The following is an 18116-nucleotide window of genomic DNA, read 5'->3' as shown; positions in this document are numbered from 1 at the left end:
TCTTGCGGGCCTGATCATCCGGTTGAGGTGGCGCGCAAGGACTTCTACAACGGTATGGACGTCACCGGCATGGGCCGGCTGAAGTACTACGTGGGTGATCCAGCGCCGCTGTACGACTTTGCGGGCGGGGCGAACGGCGGTCGCGGCAATCTTGTCGTCACCTTCACATTCCGAGCAGACGGCGGCATCGGCATCGTTTCGCCGCAAGGCCGTACCTACGCCATCGCGGCAGGGCGCAACGGCGATCTCGTCGAGGAGGTCACCGCACTGCGGGACAGTGACCCCTGGCTCCGCGTCAGCACCGAGGACCACGTTCGCCACGGTGTGCTCGTCGTGCGGGTCAGGCGGCTGCTGAACCCGGCCGAATCCAGCATGCGTGTCTACCGCTACGACCGGTTGACGGGAGTGCTGCAGACGCAGCCGTAACGAGCACTGTTAGTTATCTGGTGACGAAGGGGCTGAGGGTGCCGAATATTCATCCGTGCAGGTCATGGAGGTAATGCGTTCTCTTGCGCTCGGTCGCGCACCCCGGACGGCATGACAGTCGATCGTGCTATTGCGCTTGGCCTACTTCAGGGGCGCTGGCACCGCGATGTGCTGCGGCGCCATCATGCCGCGGACAGTGCGCCTCGCGGGCGTGGACGTCCGCGTACCGTCCGGTCTACACAGTTGCTGGTGTTGCGGCTGGCACGAGAGAACGCCTCGTGGGGCTACCGGCGCATTCACGGTGAGCTGGCCACGCTCGGTATCAAAGTCGCCGCTTCCACGGTGTGGGAGATCCTCAAAGCACACGGCATCGACCTGTCTCCCGAACGGACCGCCACGACCTGGGCCGCGTTCCTACGCAGCCAAGCAGGCGCCTTGCCGGCGTGCGACTTCTTCGAAGTTCGTACCCTCACCGGCGCCCGCTCGTACGTTCTGGCGGTCATCGAGCACACCACCCGCCGTATCCGTCTCCTCGGCGTCACCGCCTCGCCGGACTATTTCTCGGCGCATGTGGACCTCGCGGCGGTCCCGCAGTACACGGCGGAGGCGGCGAAAGCCGGCGGTCCCGGCGACGCCTCGCTGGCATGTTCCTGCACAAGCTGGCACGCGTCCCGGTGATCACCATTGCCAAGGTGAGAGGCCAGGCCCGCGGGGGCGGTAACGAACTCGCCCTCGCCTGCGACATGATCTTCGCCTCGCGCGAGAACGCGATCTTCGCGCAGTTCGAGATGGGCACCGGAGCCCTGTCGGGAGCGGGAGGCGTCCAGGACCTGCCCCGGCGGCTCGGCCGCACCCGCGCCATAGAGGCCATCGTGGGCGCCGACGACTTCGACGCCGACCTCGCCGAGCGCTACGGCTGGATCGCCCGACGCCGAACTGGACGCCTTCGTGGAGCGCTTGGCCAAGCGCATCGCCGGCTACCCACCCGAAGGGGTCCGGGCCGCCAAGCGCGCCGTCAACGACCTCACGCTCGCCGACGCCGCCCAAGTCCGCTCCGACGCCGCCATGTTCCAGGGACTCATCGCCCTGCCCGACACCCGAGAACGCCTGGACTACCTGGCCGCCCGGGGTCTACAAACACCCGGCGAGACCGAACGCGACCTCGGCAGGGCCGTCGCGGAGTTCCACCGCTGACTGAGCCCTGGCTCCGCGGCTCGGGCACGCCTGACGCCGAACTGCCGGTGGGATCCGAGCCGATTTTCCCGCATACGCGGCGGGCCCGAAGGGCGCCAGACCTGCGCCTGCCGAGAATTACATCCGCCCAGGTCATAGCCATGTGGGACTCCGCATGGCGTTCGCGAGCTCCGGCCCTCAAAAGACGGAAACGCGTGCGCCAGGATGATTGGCTGTGCTCCTACGGCCTGGCCTACCTCACCATCACAAACACCTTCGCCGCGCTGCGGTTGCTACCGGCGACCGGGACAAGGACGTCGAGATTCTCGCCCTACGCCACCAGATCACCATCCTGCGCTGGCACCGCGACCTGATGAAACGGCCTCACGCCCGTACCTGCCGGCCGAAGCGGCCGGGACGCCCTCCCACCGCGCTACCAGTTGGTGAGGCGTCCTTCCGCCCACCGGCCCCTCAAGGGCACTGCGCTGGAAGTGATTCGAGTTCTTGAGCCCCACAGGCTATGCCCTACTTCCGAGCCGACAACATTAGGTCGACATCTCGCGTAACGCGAATCGTCACCCCAGCGAAGCTTCCCGATGGTGCCGCCCTGGCCGCTTACTATGACATATTTCCGGTCGTCACCTAAATGCCTAAGTAAGTGCCGTTTTACGGAACACCGGAGTCTTGGAACCTTTCTCAGTAACGTTGAATCAAATTTTTTGATCTTGATGTCCGCGTCGCCCTGGCCAGTAGCGGACAGATGCCTTGACCCCAGGTGCGGGGGCAGGGACATTGACATCTCTGCGGGCAGGGGGTTCATGTGGCACATTACGGGGAAACGCGGCCGAGAATCTCGCGCGGGCAACCTGAAATCGCCGATGCCGGCTTATGGCTGAACGCGGCCGATGGTGCGTGGCGGCCCCATCCGTACTGGGGCATCGGCTTGGGGGACCGCCCATGAACCTGCCCGTCTACCGGCTTGACGGCTTCTTCTTCGAGCTCTGCGATTGCTACACGATCTGCCCGTGCTGGGTCGGCCGGCCACCTGACGACGGCCGGTGCACGGGCGCGTTCTGCTGGTCGGTCGAGGCCGGCACGATCGGCGACGTCGACGTGTCGAGGCGGTCGGTGGTCAGCGTCTCGTTCCACCGGGGACACCGCGACGACGGCGGGCAGGAGGTCACGCTCTTCGTCGACGACGACGCCGACGACGCGCAGTTCACCGCGCTCGCGTCGGCCTTCACCGGAGGGTACGGCGGGCCGCTCGGCGAGCTCGGCCGCCTGATGGGCGTGCTCCGCGAGGCAGCCCGCGCGCCGATCAGCCTGACCACCCAGGACGACCACCTGTCGGTCACCGTCGGGCGCATGGTCAGCGGCGACGGGTCGGTCATGCGCGGCGGCGACGGCGCGGTCACCGAGCTGCGCAGCGGGCGGCTGAGCGAGGTGCTCGGCCCGCGCGCCGAGGTGGGCACCACCTCGAACTTCCGCATCAACCTGGGCGGGCAGGCCTCCTCGGTGCAGGTGGCCGGCCGGGCGGCGATGCGCGGCCCGTTCCGGTACGAGAGCCGGGGCGAGCCGTGACCGGCCCGGCGGTTGGCTCCCGCTCCACCGTCGCCGTCGTCGCCGTCGCGGCGGTTGCCGTGGCCGGGCTGCTGGCGGCGGGGCCGCTGCTCGAACACGACCTCGCCGCGGGCTGGGCGGGGGTCGGCTGGTTCACCGTCAGCTGGCTGCTGATGACGGTCGCGACGATGCTGCCCGCGTCGCTGCCGCTGCTCCGGCTGTTCGCCCGGATGCTGGGCGACCGCCGCGACGCCGGCCGGCTGGTCGCCACCGTGGTGGCCGGTTACCTGGCCACCTGGACGGTCGCCGGGCTCGTGCTCGCCGGGGTCAACGCTTTCGTGCACGCGCTCGTCGGCGGCACTCCCTACGCCTGGGCCGTACTGCCCCTCTCCCTGCTGGGCGCCGGGGCCTACCAGCTCTCCGGCACGGCCGCGCGGTGCCTGACCGCTTGCCGTTCGCCGTTCGGGATCATCGCCAGGCGCTGGTCGGGCAGACGTCCGGCGGGAGTGGAGGCGGCCCTGGTCGGGCTGGATCACGGGCTCTACTGCCTGGGCTGCTGCGCGGGGCTGATGGTGGTGATGTTCGCGGCCGGGATGGCGAATCCGTTGTTGATGATCGCGCTCGGCGGCGTGGCCGCGCTGCACAAGCACGCGCCGTGGGGTGCGGTGCTGGCACGCGTCACGGGGGTCGTACTGATCGCCGCGGCGGTCGCAGCCGGAGCGGCGCACCTCACCGGCGGCGTCGGACACGGGGGGCACTGATGGCGTCCGACACTCACGGCTTCTGGCAGCCGCCACAGCGGGTGCCGTTCAAAGCGGGCGAAGTTTTGTACGACAAGGACTCCCGCAACCCGGTCCGCGACGAGCGTGGCCTGTTCGTCATCCACGCGGTGCTCATGCACACCGGGAAGGTGCTCTGGTTCTGCGGGCACGCGGAGACCCTCGACTACCCGCTCGTCGCGTACGTGTTCGATCCCCGCAATCCGGGCGCAGCGGTCCGCAAGCCGTTCCCCAGAGGCGCGGACCTGTTCTGCTGCTTCTGCGTGCAGCTCGACGACGGCCGCATCCTGGTGGTCGGCGGCTCGCAGCTCGACCACTACGCCAAGGGGACCCCCTACAACCCGCGCACCGACTACCGGGGCAGCAACGGATCTTCCACGATCGTCATCTTCAACCCGCACAAAGGAAACAATGGCGGGGAGTGGGAGACACCTGATCCGAAGCGCAAGCTGATTCAGGGCCGCTGGTATCCGACCGCGGTCGTGCTCGGCGACGGCAGCGTGATCGTCGTCTCCGGCCGGCGCGAGTTCGCGGTCTACGACACCGCCTCACCGCTCAAGTGGCCGGACCCGGACCTGGCCGTGCACGCCACCCACCGCGGCATCGCCAACGTCGTCGAACATCTCCGGTCGCCGGACTACCGGCCGCAGGCGGTGTCCGGCGCCGACAACCGCGCGATCCCCATCTACCCGGGCATCCACCTCGCCCCCGACGACCGGCTCTACACCACCCACACCACGTGGGGCCAGGAGATCGACGAGCCGCCGACCCTCTCGCTGACCATCCAGCCGCCGCCTCCGGGCGCGCCCCCGGGCACCGCCGCCAGCGGCAGGTGGACCCCGTACGTGCGCCCGACGGCCAAGGCCAGGCAGCCCGAGCGGGAGGAGGGCATGAGCGTGATGCTGCCGGTGGTGCTCGATCCGGCGACCAAGAAGCGCGACCCGAGATGGGTGGGCAAGTTCCTGGTGGTGGGCGGCGGGCTCGCCGTCGACGCCGTGGACGTGCCGCTGGTGCGTGCCGAGATCAGGGCCCTGACGCCCCCGTTCAACCGGATCACGGACCCGGGACGCGGAACTGTGGGCTTCAGACGCCAGAAGGTCGCCGCCTCGCAGCCGGCGGAGATCCTCGACACCAGCATCCCCGGCGCGCCGCGGTGGACGGCCGGGCCCACCATGCAGCGGCCAAAGCGGATCAACGGCCACTGTGTGCTGCTGCCCGACGCCACCGTGCTCATTCTCGGCGGCCACGGCATGTACAAGTGGCACGCCAAGGCCAACAGCACGCGGGCCGCGCAGCAGACCGTGCCGGTCACCGACCCGACGCTGGAGGTGGAGATCTTCACGCCCGGCGGGGGATTCCGTATCGGGGCGCCGATGCGCCACCCGCGGATGTACCACTCGATCGCGATGCTGCTCCCCGACGGCTCGGTGATCATCGCGGGCGGCGCCGACCCCAACGAGCACGAACCCTCGCTCGTCTATCCGAACACCTTCAACGGGCGCACCTACACCGGCACCTCGCGGCTGCTGCGCGGGATGTCCGCCGGCGCCATGTCGCTTCTCGTGGACCTCAGCCCGTCGGCCTACGCGGAACCGTTCCCCACACTGCCGGTCGGCACGAAGGTGGTCATCGACCGCGGCCCGCACGAGATCAGGACCACCCTGGCCGGGCTGCGGGAACCGCCGCAGCCGCCGGTCAACGCGGTCTACCTGATCCTCGACATCGGCACCCCGCTCCCCCGGGCCATCACCGACGGGACGCGTGTCGACTTCGAGTCTCCGGCCGTCGGCACCCCGATCACCCGGGTCAACGAGTGGCTGTCGAGCGTCCTCACCAACACGCCGCAGCACCGGGGCGCCATCTTCTCACAGCCGCTCAATCGCAAGGACTACGAGATCTACCAGCCGCCGTACTTCCACAAGTCCGGCACCCGCCCGGTGCTCCCGCCGCTGAATCCTGGCGAGCTCCAGGTCAAGTACGGGTCAACGTTCACGGTCCGGACGCCCGACGCGGCCCGGATCACCCGGGTGGCGATCATGCGCCCGGCCGCGGTGACCCACCACACCGACACCGAGCAGCGCTTCGTCGAGCTGCCCTTCACTCCCAACGGCCCCACCTCCCTCAAGGTCACGATGGTGCCGGGCACCGACAGCTCGCTGGTGCCGCCCGGTTACTACATGCTGTGGATCCTCGCCGACCAGCTGCCGTGCGTGGAGGCCCGCTTCATCCACATCACCGGCGCGCCCCCACTCCGCTCACCTTCGGTTCCGGTCGAGGTGACTCCGCCGGCGCCCCTGCAGCCGGAGAACGACGAGGGAGGCCACGGTGGCTGAGCCCGGCACGCTGGAACGCCTGGCGCTGATGTTCGGCTCGGCGCTCGCGGACCTCGGCGACGAGTTCGCCGAGGACCCCATCGCCGTGCTCGCCGACCTCGGCCTGCGGATCCCGCCCAACCTGGTGTCACCGGCCCTCGTCAGCGCCCTCGACTCCTGCGCGGCGTCCGCACAGGAGCTTCCCGGCCTGGTCGGCGACCTGGCCGAGGCGATCGAGGCCGACGCGGGCGCGCTGGAACTGGCCACGAAGGCGGCGCCGCTGGTCGCCGAACTGGTCGACGTGATCGGCTCCTTCGACACGATCGCCCAGGAGGTCGGATCCATCGACCTCGACGTGCTCCCCGGCGCCCTGGAGCAGTTCGTGAACGAGCTGCCCAGGCGGCTGCTGGACCGGGTCGTCTTCCCCTATCTGATCGACAACCAGCGGGTCCTCTCCGGCGTGCTGACCGCGCTCGGCGTCCTGGGCATGACGGTGGTCAACGAAGGGTCCACCGATCCGGCGCTGCCGGAGACGACGGTGCGGTTCGTCGACTTCAACCGGATCGGCGAGTTCTTCTCCTCACCCGAGACGGCCTTTCGCTCGCTCTTCGGCTGGGGCACGCCGCAGTTCGACGGCCCCCTGCTCATCGACCTGCTCTACGAGCTGCTCACCTTCCTCGGCACGCCGGTGGCCTCCGGCGTCGACCCCGGGCCGCCCGAGCGCCCGTTCATCGAGTTCTTCCTCGCGGCGCTGATCCCCACAGACCCCACGGTCACGCCCGCCGGCCTCGACCTGATCGCCAAACTGGGCCTGGCCGACGGGATCGACCTCACGATGCCCGTCGGCGGCGGCTTCGTGGCCGGCCTCAGCGCCACCGGAGGGGTCGAGGCCTCGACCGGCCTCCGGGTCCAGCCCCCGGCCGTCCTCTCGGTGATCCCGCCCCAGGGCAAGGTGCAGGGCACGCTCGCGGCCGGGCTCGACAAGGTGCCCGGCCCTGACCAGGACGCGGTGGTCCTGCTGGGCGTGGCCGGTGGCACGGAGCTCAGCGCGAAGCGGATCAGGGTCCGCCTGACCACCTCCTTCGCGTGGGACGTCGACGCGGGACGGGCCGGTGGCGACGTCGGCGTCGAAGGCGCCGTCGAGGGCGGCAAGCTGGTCATCTCGCTGGCGGGCGCCGACGGGTTCATCTCCAGTGTCATGGCGGGCTTCACCCTGGAGGCCCACTTCGACCTCGGCTTCGGCTGGCGGGCCGGCTCGGGGGTCTTCTTCACCGGCAGCGGCGGGCTCGACGTGCAGATCCCGACGCACATCCAACTCGGTCCGATCGAGATCGACAACCTCAAGGTCCGGGCCGGCATCAAGCCCGCCGGGTTCCCGATCGGGCTGATGGCCACGATCAAGGCCGCGCTCGGGCCGCTGCGGGCCGTCGTGGAGGACCTCGGGGCCGAGATCCTCCTCGGCCTGCCGCCCGGCGGCGACGGCAACCTGGGCCCGTTCGACCTCGAATTCCGGTTCAAGCCGCCCACCGGCGTCGGCCTCTCGCTCGACGTCGGCGTCGTCAAAGGCGGCGGCTACCTGTTCATCGACAGCGAGCGGGGCGAGTACGCGGGCGCCCTGGAGCTGGTCTTCGGTGACTTCCTGGCGGTGGCGGCGGTCGGCCTGATCACCACCCGCGACCCCGGGTTCTCGATGCTGATCGTCATCACCGCGGAGTTCCCCGGCGGTGTCCAGCTCGGCTTCGGCTTCGTCCTACTCGGCGTCGGCGGCCTCCTCGGCATCGACAGGACGATGAACCTGCGGGCGCTGATGGAGGGCGTCCGCACGGGCGCGGTGGAGCGGGTGATGTTCCCCCGCGACGTCGTGGCCAACGCGCCGCGCATCCTCAGCGACCTGCGCGCCTTTTTCCCGGCCAAGCGGAACACGTTCCTGGTCGGCCCGATGATCAAGATCGGCTGGGGCACGCCGGCGCTGATCACGGCCTCCGTCGGGGTGATCATCGAGGTCCCGGGCAACATCGCCATCGTGGGCGTGCTGAAGGTCGCGCTGCCCACCCCTGACAAGCCGCTGATCAAACTTCAGGTCACCTTCGCCGGCGCGATCGAGTTCGACCGCAAGCGGCTGTACTTCTTCGCCTCGCTCTTCGACTCCCGGATCCTGTTCCTGACCATCAACGGGGAGATGGGCCTGCTGGTGGCCTGGGGCGAGGAGCCCGAGTTCGTGGTCAGCGTCGGCGGCTTCCACCCCGCCTTCGAGCCGCCCCCGCTGCCGTTCCCGGTGCCGCAGCGGATCATGGTCAGCATCCTGGACGAGGACTGGGGCCGGATCCGGATCACCAACTACTTCGCCGTCACCAGCAACACGGCGCAGTTCGGCGCGGCGGCGGAGCTGTTCTTCAGATTCAGCGCGATCAGCATCGAGGGGCACATCGGCTTCGACGCGCTGTTCCGGTTCTCGCCGTTCTATTTCATCGTCGAGATCTCCGCGTCGGTGTCGCTGAAGGTCTTCGGCCTCGGCGTCTTCGGCATCCACCTGCAGTTCGCGCTGGAGGGCACCTCGCCGTGGCGGGCTCGCGGCCAGGGCTCGATCTCGTTCTTCTTTTTCGACGTGTCCGCCGACTTCGACGAGACCTGGGGCGAGCCGAAGCACACCGAACTGGACCCGGTGAACGTGCTGCCGCTGCTCCGTACCGAGCTGGAGAAGCCGGAGTCGTGGCGGGCGTTTCTCCGGCCGGGCACCCACCTGTTCGTGTCGCTGCGCGGCCTGCCCGACTCCGGGCCGGGGGCCCTGGTGCTCCACCCGACCGGCGTTCTGGAGGTACGGCAGCGCGCCGTGCCACTGGACATCGGCATCGCCAAGGTCGGCGGCAACCGGGCCGGCGACGCGACCCGCTTCACCCTCACGGTCCAGGGCACCGCGCTGCGCCGGGGCGCCGACGTCACCGAGCCGTTCGCCATGGCGCAGTTTCTGGAGCTGGACGACGCGGCCAAACTGTCCCGGCCGTCGTTCGAGCGCCAGCACGCGGGGATGGAGCTGGTACCGACCGGTACGGGCGCCCAGTCCGCGCGGATGACCCAGCGGGCCGTCCGCTTCGAGGAGGTCGTCATCGACGACCGGTTCCGCCGCAGGCAGCGCCGCTTCCGGCCCATCGCCGGCGGGTTGTTCGGCCATCTCGTCGCCGGCGCGAGCATCGCCGGGTCGCCGGTCTCCGCTGCCGCCGCGCGGCTGCTCGACCCGTACCAGGACGGGGTCGTGGTCGCGGACGCCGGATTCGTGGTCGCCTCCACGGTCGACAACCGCGCCGCGACGCAGGTCTTCGGCAGCGAGTCGGCCGCCAGGGAGCGGCTCGGCGCGATGGTCGCCGGCGACCCCGGCCAAGCCGGCCTGATCCACGTGATCCCCGCATACGAGGCGGCCACCGCATGACCGAGATCGGCACCTACTCGTTCCTGCCGTGGCTGCGGCGGGGAGTCGCCACGCTGATGGGCTCCGCGCCCGGCGGCGCGACCCGGGCGGGCATCCGCGTCGACCTGACGCTCAGCGGCGATGCGGTGGGCGGCGGCACGACGTCGGTGCCCGTGCGCCGCGACGTCGAACTGTACGGGCCCGGCGACGTGGTCGGCCTGGACGCCCGCTCGATCGTCCGGACCGAGCCGCGCGCCGGGATCACCGATTTCGAGCCCAACTACCTGCCGTTCGTAGAGTTCTACGACGAGGACCTGCCGTGGCGCTACACCCCGGCCCCGCCGGACGGGTCCAAGCGCCTGATGCCGTGGCTGGCCCTGGTCGTGCTGGCCGACGGCGAGTTCACCGACGGCACGGCGGGCGGGAAGCCGGCGCCGTACGTGATCGTCGAAGATCCCGGCGTGTTTCCCGCCGCCGGCGAGTTGTGGGCCTGGGCGCACGTCCACGTCAACGGGGGGCTCGACGCGTCCGGGGATGTGCTGTCCGACGACATGGCCGAGGTGCTGCCACGATTGGACACGATGGTCGGGGCCAACCCGGACCTCGGGCTGTCGCGACTGCTCTGCCCCCGGCGGCTCCGCCCAGACACCGTCTATCACGCCTTCGTCATGCCCTCCTTCGAGAGCGGACGGCTGGCCGGGCTCGGCCTCGACCCGGGCGCGACGCCCGCCGCCACGCATCCGGCCTGGGCCGATTACGCCGACCGGGGCGCGCCCGCGCACTACTGCTACTACCACCGCTGGCGGTTCCGTACGGGCACGGTCGGCGACTTCGAGTCCCTGGTCCGCCTGCTCAAGCCCCGCCGGATGGACCCGCGGGTGGGCCGTCGCGACATGGACGTCCGTACACCGCTGCCCGGCCTTCCCGGCGTCGACGTTCCCGGGCTCGGCGGCGTGCTGCGCCTCGGCGGGGCGCTGCGGATCCCCGCGATCAACCTTGACGACCAGGCGCGGGAGGAGGCGGAGCGCTACGAGAACTGGGATGTCCCGTTCCCGCACCCGTTCCAGGCGGCCCTGGCCGACCTGATCGAGCTGAGCGACGACTACGCGTCCGGCGACGCGGCGGACCCGGACCCGGTGGTCACCCCGCCGCTGTACGGCCGCTGGCACGCGCGGACCAGCCGCCTGCTGGAGGCGTCGGAGCCGCAGCTGCACGGCAACTGGGTGCACGAGCTCAACCTCGACCCCCGCTTCCGGGTCGCGGCCGGGTTTGGCACGGCGGTCGTGCAGGAGAACCAGGAGACGTACATGACGGCCGCCTGGGAGCAGGTCGGCGCGGTGCTGGCGGCCAACCGGCGGATCCGCCTCGGGCAGCTCACCCGGGAGGTGGCGGGCGGCCTGCACCGCCGCCATCTCGCCGCGCAGGTGGCCGCCGACCCCGGCCGGCTGCTGGCGGTCACCGCGCCGGCGCATCCGCGCATCCTCCACGGCGGGGTCACCCTGGCCCACGGCCTGGTGGTGAGCCGGGTCGCCAAGGGCCCGCTGACCGCGGCGATGCGCCGGATCAGCCGTCCGGGTTCGACGGTGGTGCGGGCGCTGACCCGCCGCGGCGACCCGTCCCGCCGCCTGCTGGCCGCCATCGCCGAGGAGCGGGCCACCGCGTGCCGGCCGAAGACGGCGCCGCCGGGCGCGCCCACCTCCCGGGTCCTTCTGGGGTCCCTCGACCGCCACCGCGACCGGCTCTCCTTCCTGCTCGCCCGCGATGACCGCAAGCCGGAGCTGGTCGCCGAGCTCCCCCGGTACGGCGGCTTCACGCTGCTGAACCCCGGCAGGGACGTTCCCCGTCTGGAGCCGACAGCGGACGACAGCCGGGTCAGCATCCGGTACAAGTCCGGCATCCAGGACAACGCCGAAGTGATCGGCGCCTCGACGGAGGCCGGTGCCGAGCCGGTACGGCCCGGCGTGCAGGTGGACGACCTGGCCGAGGCGGCGCTGGACCTGCTCGACCCGGAGGTGACCGTGCCCCGCCGGGTGCTGTCCGGGATGACGATCCCGGACAGGCTCCAGCCGGCCGTGGCCGCGTTCCGCGAGGTCATGGCCTACCCGGAGATCGACCTGCCGATGTACCGGCCGCTCGCGGACAGGTCGTCGGAGCTGTTCCTGCCCAACCTCACCCTCATCCCGCCGGACAGCATCGCCATGCTGGAGACCGACCAGCGCTTCATCGAGGCGTACCTGGTCGGGCTCAATCACGAGATGGCCCGCGAGCTGCTCTGGCGCGAGTACCCCACCGACCAGCAGGGCAGCTACTTCCGGCAGTTCTGGGACCCCGCGCACCAGCTCCCGGTCGCGGGCGAGACCGACGCACAGCGCCGGGAGCGGCTCCGCGACATCCCGCCGCTCCACCACTGGGCGCTCCCCTCGCCCCTGGGCGGGCACGACCGGCACGACCAAGGCGGCCCCGGTCAGGAGGAGGTCGTCCTGGTGATCAGGGGCGAGCTGCTCAAGCGCTACCCCACGGCGGTGATCTACGCGCAGCGGGCGAAGTGGCGGCTGACCCCGGACGGTGACATCGACCCCGGCGCCGAACGGGAGCTCGACGACCTCACCCCGGCCGAGGAGCAGAACCCGCCGCCGGGCAAGCTGCGCATGCCGCTGTTCGGCGCCAAGATCGATCCGGACATCACCTTCCTCGGCTTCGATCTCACCGTCGAGGAGGCCCGCGGCCAGGACCCCGAAGTGCCGGACGCCGACCCCGGCTGGTTCTTCGTGCTCCGCGAACGGCCCGGGGAACCCCGCTTCGGCCTCGACATCGCGCGTACGGGCGACCTCAACGTCTGGAACGACCTCGCCTGGGACGACGTCGCAGCCGGCCTGCCGTTCATCCCGGTCGGTCCCGCCGCACCCGGCCACCACCTGACCGAACCGACCGGCCCCAACGCCGAGAAGCATGACCAGTGGGCCGAGGACCGGCTTCTGCACTGGGGCGCGGACCTCAACGCGTCCGAGGTGGCCTACATCCTCTACCAGGCGCCGGTTCTGGTGGCCGTACACGCGGGGGAGCTGCTCGGCCGTGACTGATGCCCACCGCCGCCTGCGCGAACACGCCGCGGAGGCCGCCGGCCTGCGCGCCGAGATCGCCGCGGCCGACGCCCGGCTGACCCGTCTGCGGCGCGCCCGTAAGGCCGACGCACGGCGGGCCGACCCCCGGCTCGCCCGACCGCCGCAGCCACTGACCGACCTCGACGGCGATCTCGCGGCCGCCGAAACCACGCTGGCCGGGCTGCGCGAGAGGCTCCGCCAGACGGAGCACCGGCTGACCGAGGAGCTCCGCGGCCTCGCCGAGGATCCGCGCGAGGCCATCGCCAGCCTCGACGCCGGGACACCGCTCCTGATGATGCCGCTCCGGATCGAGACCCGCTTCATCCATGCGGAACTGTGGGTACGGATATATCCGGACCAGTGGGCGGTCGACGGGTTCGAGGAGCGGCTCAGCGACAGCGAAGTGCTCAACGCCACCCGGTTCTGGGCCTCGATCTTCCGGGCCGGGGGCGATGAGGGCCTGCGCCGCGCTGCGTGGCGGACCCTGGTCGCCTCCAGCGGCAGCGGCCGCGCGGGCTGGATCATCGAACGGTTCGCCCCGCTGGACCCGTCCGCCGAGCCGGTCCGGGCTTCGGCCGACGAGGTGATCCTGGTGGTCGCCGGCGACCTGGCGCTGACCGCGTCGGAGCGCGCCGCCGCCGCGCGGTACTGGGAGCAGGTGTGGCGCGCGGACGGCGACCCGGACGGCGCGTTCGCGGCCGAGCTGAGCGCCTCGGTGGGCAAGGCCAGGGCCGGGGCCGTGCTCGGTGAGCCGCCGCACGCGTTCGGCGAGCGGCCTGAGGGCATGGACCCGGAGCAGGCGCAGGTCACCGTCGCGTTCTGCGAACTGCCGTCGCCCGCCGACACCAAGCCGTCGGCCTGGACCCAGGCGGCACGAGCCGGGCTGCTGCCGGACCGGATCGTCATGGTCGGCCGGAACTCCGGGCGGACGGTGCTGGAGTTCGCCGGCAACCCGATCCCGCCGTCGCTGGCGGTCGGCCCCGATCCGGCGGCCGGGCCCGGTGACCAGTTCCGGATCGAGAACGGCGAGCTGGTGGTGCCCGACGACCTGCGCTGGATGGTCGACTTCGACGCGGCGGTCGACGTCGGCATGGCGATGCGGGTGCCGCTGGGTCCTGGCCTGGAGAACGGGTTCGACCGGCTCTTCGCGGTCGGCATCCGGGCGGGCGCGACCCCCGGCGAGGATCAGGCGAACCTGGAGCGACTGCTCACCCATCACCATCGCAGCCGGTTGGGGATGTCGATCCCGGCCCAGGGCACGCCGACCAACAACACCGAGGGCGTGCCTTCCGGGTTCAGCCGTCTCGACGACCCCGACCTCAGCTATGACGGCCATCTCGGCACCGGTACGCCGCTGGTGGACGAGCCGCGCTGGGCGGCCAAACAGGACGGCCAGTGGCTGGCCGAGTGCCTCGGCGTCGACCCCGCCGTGTTCGCCGCGGTCGCCGGGGCCGCCCACACCGACCAGGCCGAGGCGTACGCGATGAACACCGCGCTCTGGCCTGCCACCTGGGGCTACTTCCTTGAGTCGATGATGCATCCGCTGCTCGGCGACGACGACGTGGCGCGCACCCGGGACTTCTTCCTCGGCTACGTCAGCGGCCGTGGCCGGGTGCCAGCGCTACGCCTGGGCCGCCAGCCGTACGGCATCCTGCCCGCCACCGCGTACGGGCGGCTGCGGTTCGGCACCGGCGACCCGGCGAAGCCGCAGGACCTGCCAATGCTGACCGCGCTCGGGAAGCTGCTCGGCGTGGTCACCGACGACCTGGCCAAGCTCACCGAGACGGTGCCGCACGCGTACGCTCCCGGCGACCCGCACCAGACGCTGCTGGACATCGTGGCGCTCCACCCGGCCTCGGTGGAGTTCCACCAGCGCTACGCGGAGTCGATCGCCGACCTGTTCAACCGGTTCCGCTTCGACAACCTCGGCCGGGAGTTCTTCGACGCCTGGACCGCGCTCGGCCACCTCGTCACCGGCCGCCAGTTGCTGGCCCGGCTGGGGTACGCCGGCAACGACACCCCGGACCTCCTGGGCAAGCTCTTCCACACCGCGCAGCACCGGCTGAAGGGGCCGATCGTCGACGACCGTCCGCTGTCGGAGGAGGCGACGGTCCGCGCGTACTGCGACGACGGGCGGGACTACCTGCTGTGGCTGGCGGACGCGGGCTGCTCCTCGCTTGAGGACGTGCGTCAGGAAATCGGGTTCAGCGGCGACCGCGAACCGACCGCCCTGCTCTACATCCTGCTCCGGCACGCCGTCCTGCTCTCCTGGTGGGACGCGGCCGTCCGGCTCCGGCTGGAGGCCGGGCTGATCTCCCCCGCCGGGCTGCTTGCGGCCCGGCGGGAACCGCCGTTCGTGCACGTGGCCGACGCCCGGAGCACCGAGAGCCGGTGGAACGCCTTGTACGACCGGGCGCCGGACATCACCGGCGACCCGTTCCGCCCGCTGCACGAGATCATCCCCGCGCTGCTCGACAAACCGGCCGCCGGCCACCTCCGCGCGGTCACCGACGCGATCAAGGCCATGTGCGGCCTGCCGACGGCCCGGCTCGAACGGCTCCTGGCCGAGCACCTCGACTGTGCCAGTCACCGGGTGGACGCCTGGCGGCTCGGACTGGTGACCCGCCGGTTGCTCGACATGCGCGGACTCTCCCCCGAGGACGGCATCGACGGCACGCGTCCGGAGCCGCGGCGCGGCATTCACGTCGGCGCCTACGGGTGGCTGCACGACGTACGCCCGGAACACCGGGATCTCGAACCGGTGGAGCTGCCCGACGAGCTCAAGCCCGCGTTCGACAACGGGCCGACGCCGGTGCGGGACGGCGCCAACGGCGGGTTCGTCCACGCGCCGTCGCTGAACCACGCCGCGACGGCGGCGATCCTGCGGAGCGGCTACGTGGCCAACGCCACCCCCGACCACCCTGGCACGATGGCGGTCAACCTCAGTTCCGGGCGCATGCGGCTGGCCACGTCGGTGCTCCAGGGCCTGCGCAACGGGCAGCCGCTGGGCGGCCTGCTCGGCTACCGGTTCGAGCGCGGACTCCACGACCGGCACGGGCTGGCGGAGGTGGACGCGTTCATCCACCCGCTCCGGCTGGCCTTCCCGCTGGCCGGTGACCGGGACGGCCGGATCTGCGTCGACGGCCTGGAGCTGGTCCGGCACGTACGCGAGTCGGGCGAGTCCTCCTACCCGTTCGGGCGTACCGACCTACCTGACCCATCTGCGGCGGAGCGGCAGGCCATCGACCTGGAGGTGGAGCGGCTGCTGGACGTGCACGACGCGCTCGGCGACCTGGTGCTGGCCGAAGGCGTGCACCAGGCGGTGCTCGGCAACACCGAGCGGACGGCGTCCACGCTGGACGCCATCGGCCGTGGTGGGTTCCCGCCCGAGCCGGCCGTGCTGGAGACCCCGGGGCAGGGCTTCACGCTGACCCACCGGGTGGCGGTGCACCTGCGCGCCGGGCTGGACCATCACGCGTCCCCGGTGGCGGGGATCGCGATGACGCCGCGGGCGATGGCGGAGCCGGGAGTCAACGAGCTGGCCGCGGCGATGCTGCCGCCGCCCGCCGATGTCGTGGTCCTGGTCCGCTGGACCGGCCCTGACGGCACCGGCCAGGAGCTGCTGGTCAGCCAGGCGGAGCTGGGACTCCAGCCGATCGACCTGCTCTACCTGGTCCGTCTGGAGTCGGAGGCCGCGCTCGGCGAACTGGACGAACGGATCCTGCGGCACGTGGCCGCTAAGGCGGGGCTGCGGCCCGACGTGGCGCCGGTCGTGCACTTCACCGAGCGGGTGCCGGGGAAGGCGACATTCTTCGAGATCGCCCCGCTGGTCGGCCACCTGCGCACGGTGGTGACCACAAGCCGCCCCCTGCGGGCCACCGACGTGCTCCGCGCCGGCGAAGCACGGGCCACCGCGGACGCGCACGTGCACGCGGACCAGGCCCGCGTCGCGGACGTGGCGACGTTACTCGACGCCCATCTCACCGATCTGCGGGACCTCCGCGCCAGGATCGCCGCGGCGGCGGAGGGTTCGCTCGACGAGCTGGTGGACCAGGCAAGTGCGGCACTGATCGAATCCGGCCGGTTCGGTCTGCCGAGCGGAGGGGCAGCACGGCTCGCCGCGACCCGGGCCATCCTCTTCGGCGACCTCCTGGCGGCCGTGGCGGCATTGACCGCACGCTGGCGGGCCCGGCTGGCCCGCGCCGACACCGCGCTGGCCCACGACAACGCGCTGCCGCCGCCGGCCACCGACGCCGAGCGCGTCGCCGTGCTGCTCCGCGCCGACCGCGAGCTCCGCGCCACGCCGACCAGGCCGGTGCCCACCGAGGCTGGGCCGTTCCGCACGGCGATCGAGACACAGCGGTCCGCCTTCGCCGCCCGGCTCGCCGAGTTCGAGGCGGTGGCCGGCTCCGCGACCGGTCTCACCGACGCGATGACCAAGGTCGCCGCGCTGCTGCCGGTGGACGAGTTCGACACCGAGCCGCTCACGTTCGGCGAGTACGAGGAACGGGCAGCCGCCCTCTGCCGGGAGGCGTTCCAGGCGCTCAGCTCCATGATCACGGAAGTGGAGGACAGAAGCGAGGTCGCGGCGGGCCACCTAGGCCGGCCGGACGTGGAGGCGCTGACGTCGGCGGTAACCGCGCTGCTCGGCCCTGACGCGGTGTTCGTGCCGGAGTTCGACGTTCCTGAGGCGCTGGGCGCCGAGTGGGACGCGGCACTCCAGTGGAGCCGCTCGGGCGGACTGCTGGCCGGGCTGGTGTCCCGGCCGTTCCCGGTCGACGACTGGCTGCACAGCCTCGCCCGGGTACGCGGGCCGATGCGCTCCTGGGAGGAGGCCACCCTGCTGACGGGCGCGTTCGCCCGGCCGGAGCCGGAGCTGACGCCGGCCCAGTTCCCGCACGCCACCGAGCCCTGGCTAGCGCTCGAATGGCCCCCCGGCACCGCGGTCACCGGCGACCGGCTGCTCTACACCGCCCACTACCCGGCCGCGTTCGACCGGAAGGCACCACAGGCTGGACTGCTCCTGGACGAGTGGGTGGAGGTCGTGCCCGGTGACACGGCGACCACCGGCATCGTGTTCCACCACGACAGCCCGGACTCCGAGCCGCCGCAGGCGATGCTGCTCGTGGTGCCGCCCGACGCGGCCGGAGGCTGGCGCTGGGACGACCTCGTCGCCGCCCTGGACGACACCCTCGACCTGGCGCGGCAGCGGGCCCTGGAACCGGCCGCCATCGCAGAGACCGCGTACGCCTCCTTCCTGCCGGCCACCCTCACCGAGGCCACGGTGCGCGGCCTCGGCATCTCCGCCAACCTTGCGGTCAACAACGACCTGTACCGGATCATGCGAGACGACCATGCCTAA

At 71.5% G+C, this 18116-nt stretch carries 10 protein-coding genes and 1 pseudogene; all 11 read left to right on the top strand.

All coding sequences use genetic code 11. The annotated features are described in order from the left end of the window. The first annotated feature begins 27 nt into the window (after window positions 1–27). A complete protein-coding gene (locus ACIBI9_RS62445; RefSeq protein ID WP_397237696.1) occupies window positions 28–426 on the top strand; it encodes a hypothetical protein in 399 nt (132 codons plus the stop codon). A gap of 252 nt (window positions 427–678) precedes the next feature. Beyond that, complete coding sequence (locus ACIBI9_RS62440; RefSeq protein ID WP_397237694.1) at window positions 679–1104, top strand: hypothetical protein; 426 nt, start codon at window positions 679–681, stop codon at window positions 1102–1104. Continuing rightward, window positions 1071–1289 (top strand): annotated as a pseudogene (locus ACIBI9_RS62435) (enoyl-CoA hydratase/isomerase family protein); the annotation flags it as partial. The gene ACIBI9_RS62440 and the pseudogene ACIBI9_RS62435, both read left to right, overlap by 34 nt. Window positions 1290–1374: 85 nt before the next feature. Next, window positions 1375–1620 carry a hypothetical protein gene (locus ACIBI9_RS62430; RefSeq protein WP_397237744.1) on the top strand — a complete coding sequence of 82 codons (246 nt, stop codon included), beginning with the start codon at window positions 1375–1377 and terminating at the stop codon, window positions 1618–1620. 688 nt (window positions 1621–2308) lie between these two features. Next, window positions 2309–2368, top strand: coding sequence for an FDLD family class I lanthipeptide (locus ACIBI9_RS62425; RefSeq protein WP_397237742.1), 60 nt, complete (start codon window positions 2309–2311; stop codon window positions 2366–2368). A 188-nt stretch (window positions 2369–2556) separates the two neighbouring features. After that, window positions 2557–3180 carry a DUF1326 domain-containing protein gene (locus ACIBI9_RS62420; protein WP_397237692.1) on the top strand — a complete coding sequence of 208 codons (624 nt, stop codon included), beginning with the start codon at window positions 2557–2559 and terminating at the stop codon, window positions 3178–3180. After that, a complete protein-coding gene (locus tag ACIBI9_RS62415; protein ID WP_397237691.1) occupies window positions 3177–3920 on the top strand; it encodes a DUF2182 domain-containing protein in 744 nt (247 codons plus the stop codon). Before ACIBI9_RS62420 ends, ACIBI9_RS62415 begins: the two co-directional genes overlap by 4 nt. Next, on the top strand, window positions 3920–6271 hold the full coding sequence (locus tag ACIBI9_RS62410; protein ID WP_397237690.1) for a galactose oxidase-like domain-containing protein: 2352 nt from the start codon (window positions 3920–3922) through the stop codon (window positions 6269–6271). Before ACIBI9_RS62415 ends, ACIBI9_RS62410 begins: the two co-directional genes overlap by 1 nt. Continuing rightward, on the top strand, window positions 6264–9674 hold the full coding sequence (locus ACIBI9_RS62405) for a DUF6603 domain-containing protein (RefSeq protein ID WP_397237688.1): 3411 nt from the start codon (window positions 6264–6266) through the stop codon (window positions 9672–9674). The genes ACIBI9_RS62410 and ACIBI9_RS62405 overlap by 8 nt, the downstream gene beginning before the upstream one ends. Further along, on the top strand, window positions 9671–12733 hold the full coding sequence (locus tag ACIBI9_RS62400; protein WP_397237687.1) for a hypothetical protein: 3063 nt from the start codon (window positions 9671–9673) through the stop codon (window positions 12731–12733). Before ACIBI9_RS62405 ends, ACIBI9_RS62400 begins: the two co-directional genes overlap by 4 nt. Beyond that, complete coding sequence (locus ACIBI9_RS62395; RefSeq protein ID WP_397237686.1) at window positions 12726–18116, top strand: hypothetical protein; 5391 nt, start codon at window positions 12726–12728, stop codon at window positions 18114–18116. Before ACIBI9_RS62400 ends, ACIBI9_RS62395 begins: the two co-directional genes overlap by 8 nt.

This window comes from Nonomuraea sp. NPDC050451 (genome assembly GCF_044458585.1).
The sequence above is the reverse complement of the archived record's forward strand: the minus strand, read 5'-3'. Positions and strand labels throughout refer to the sequence as shown.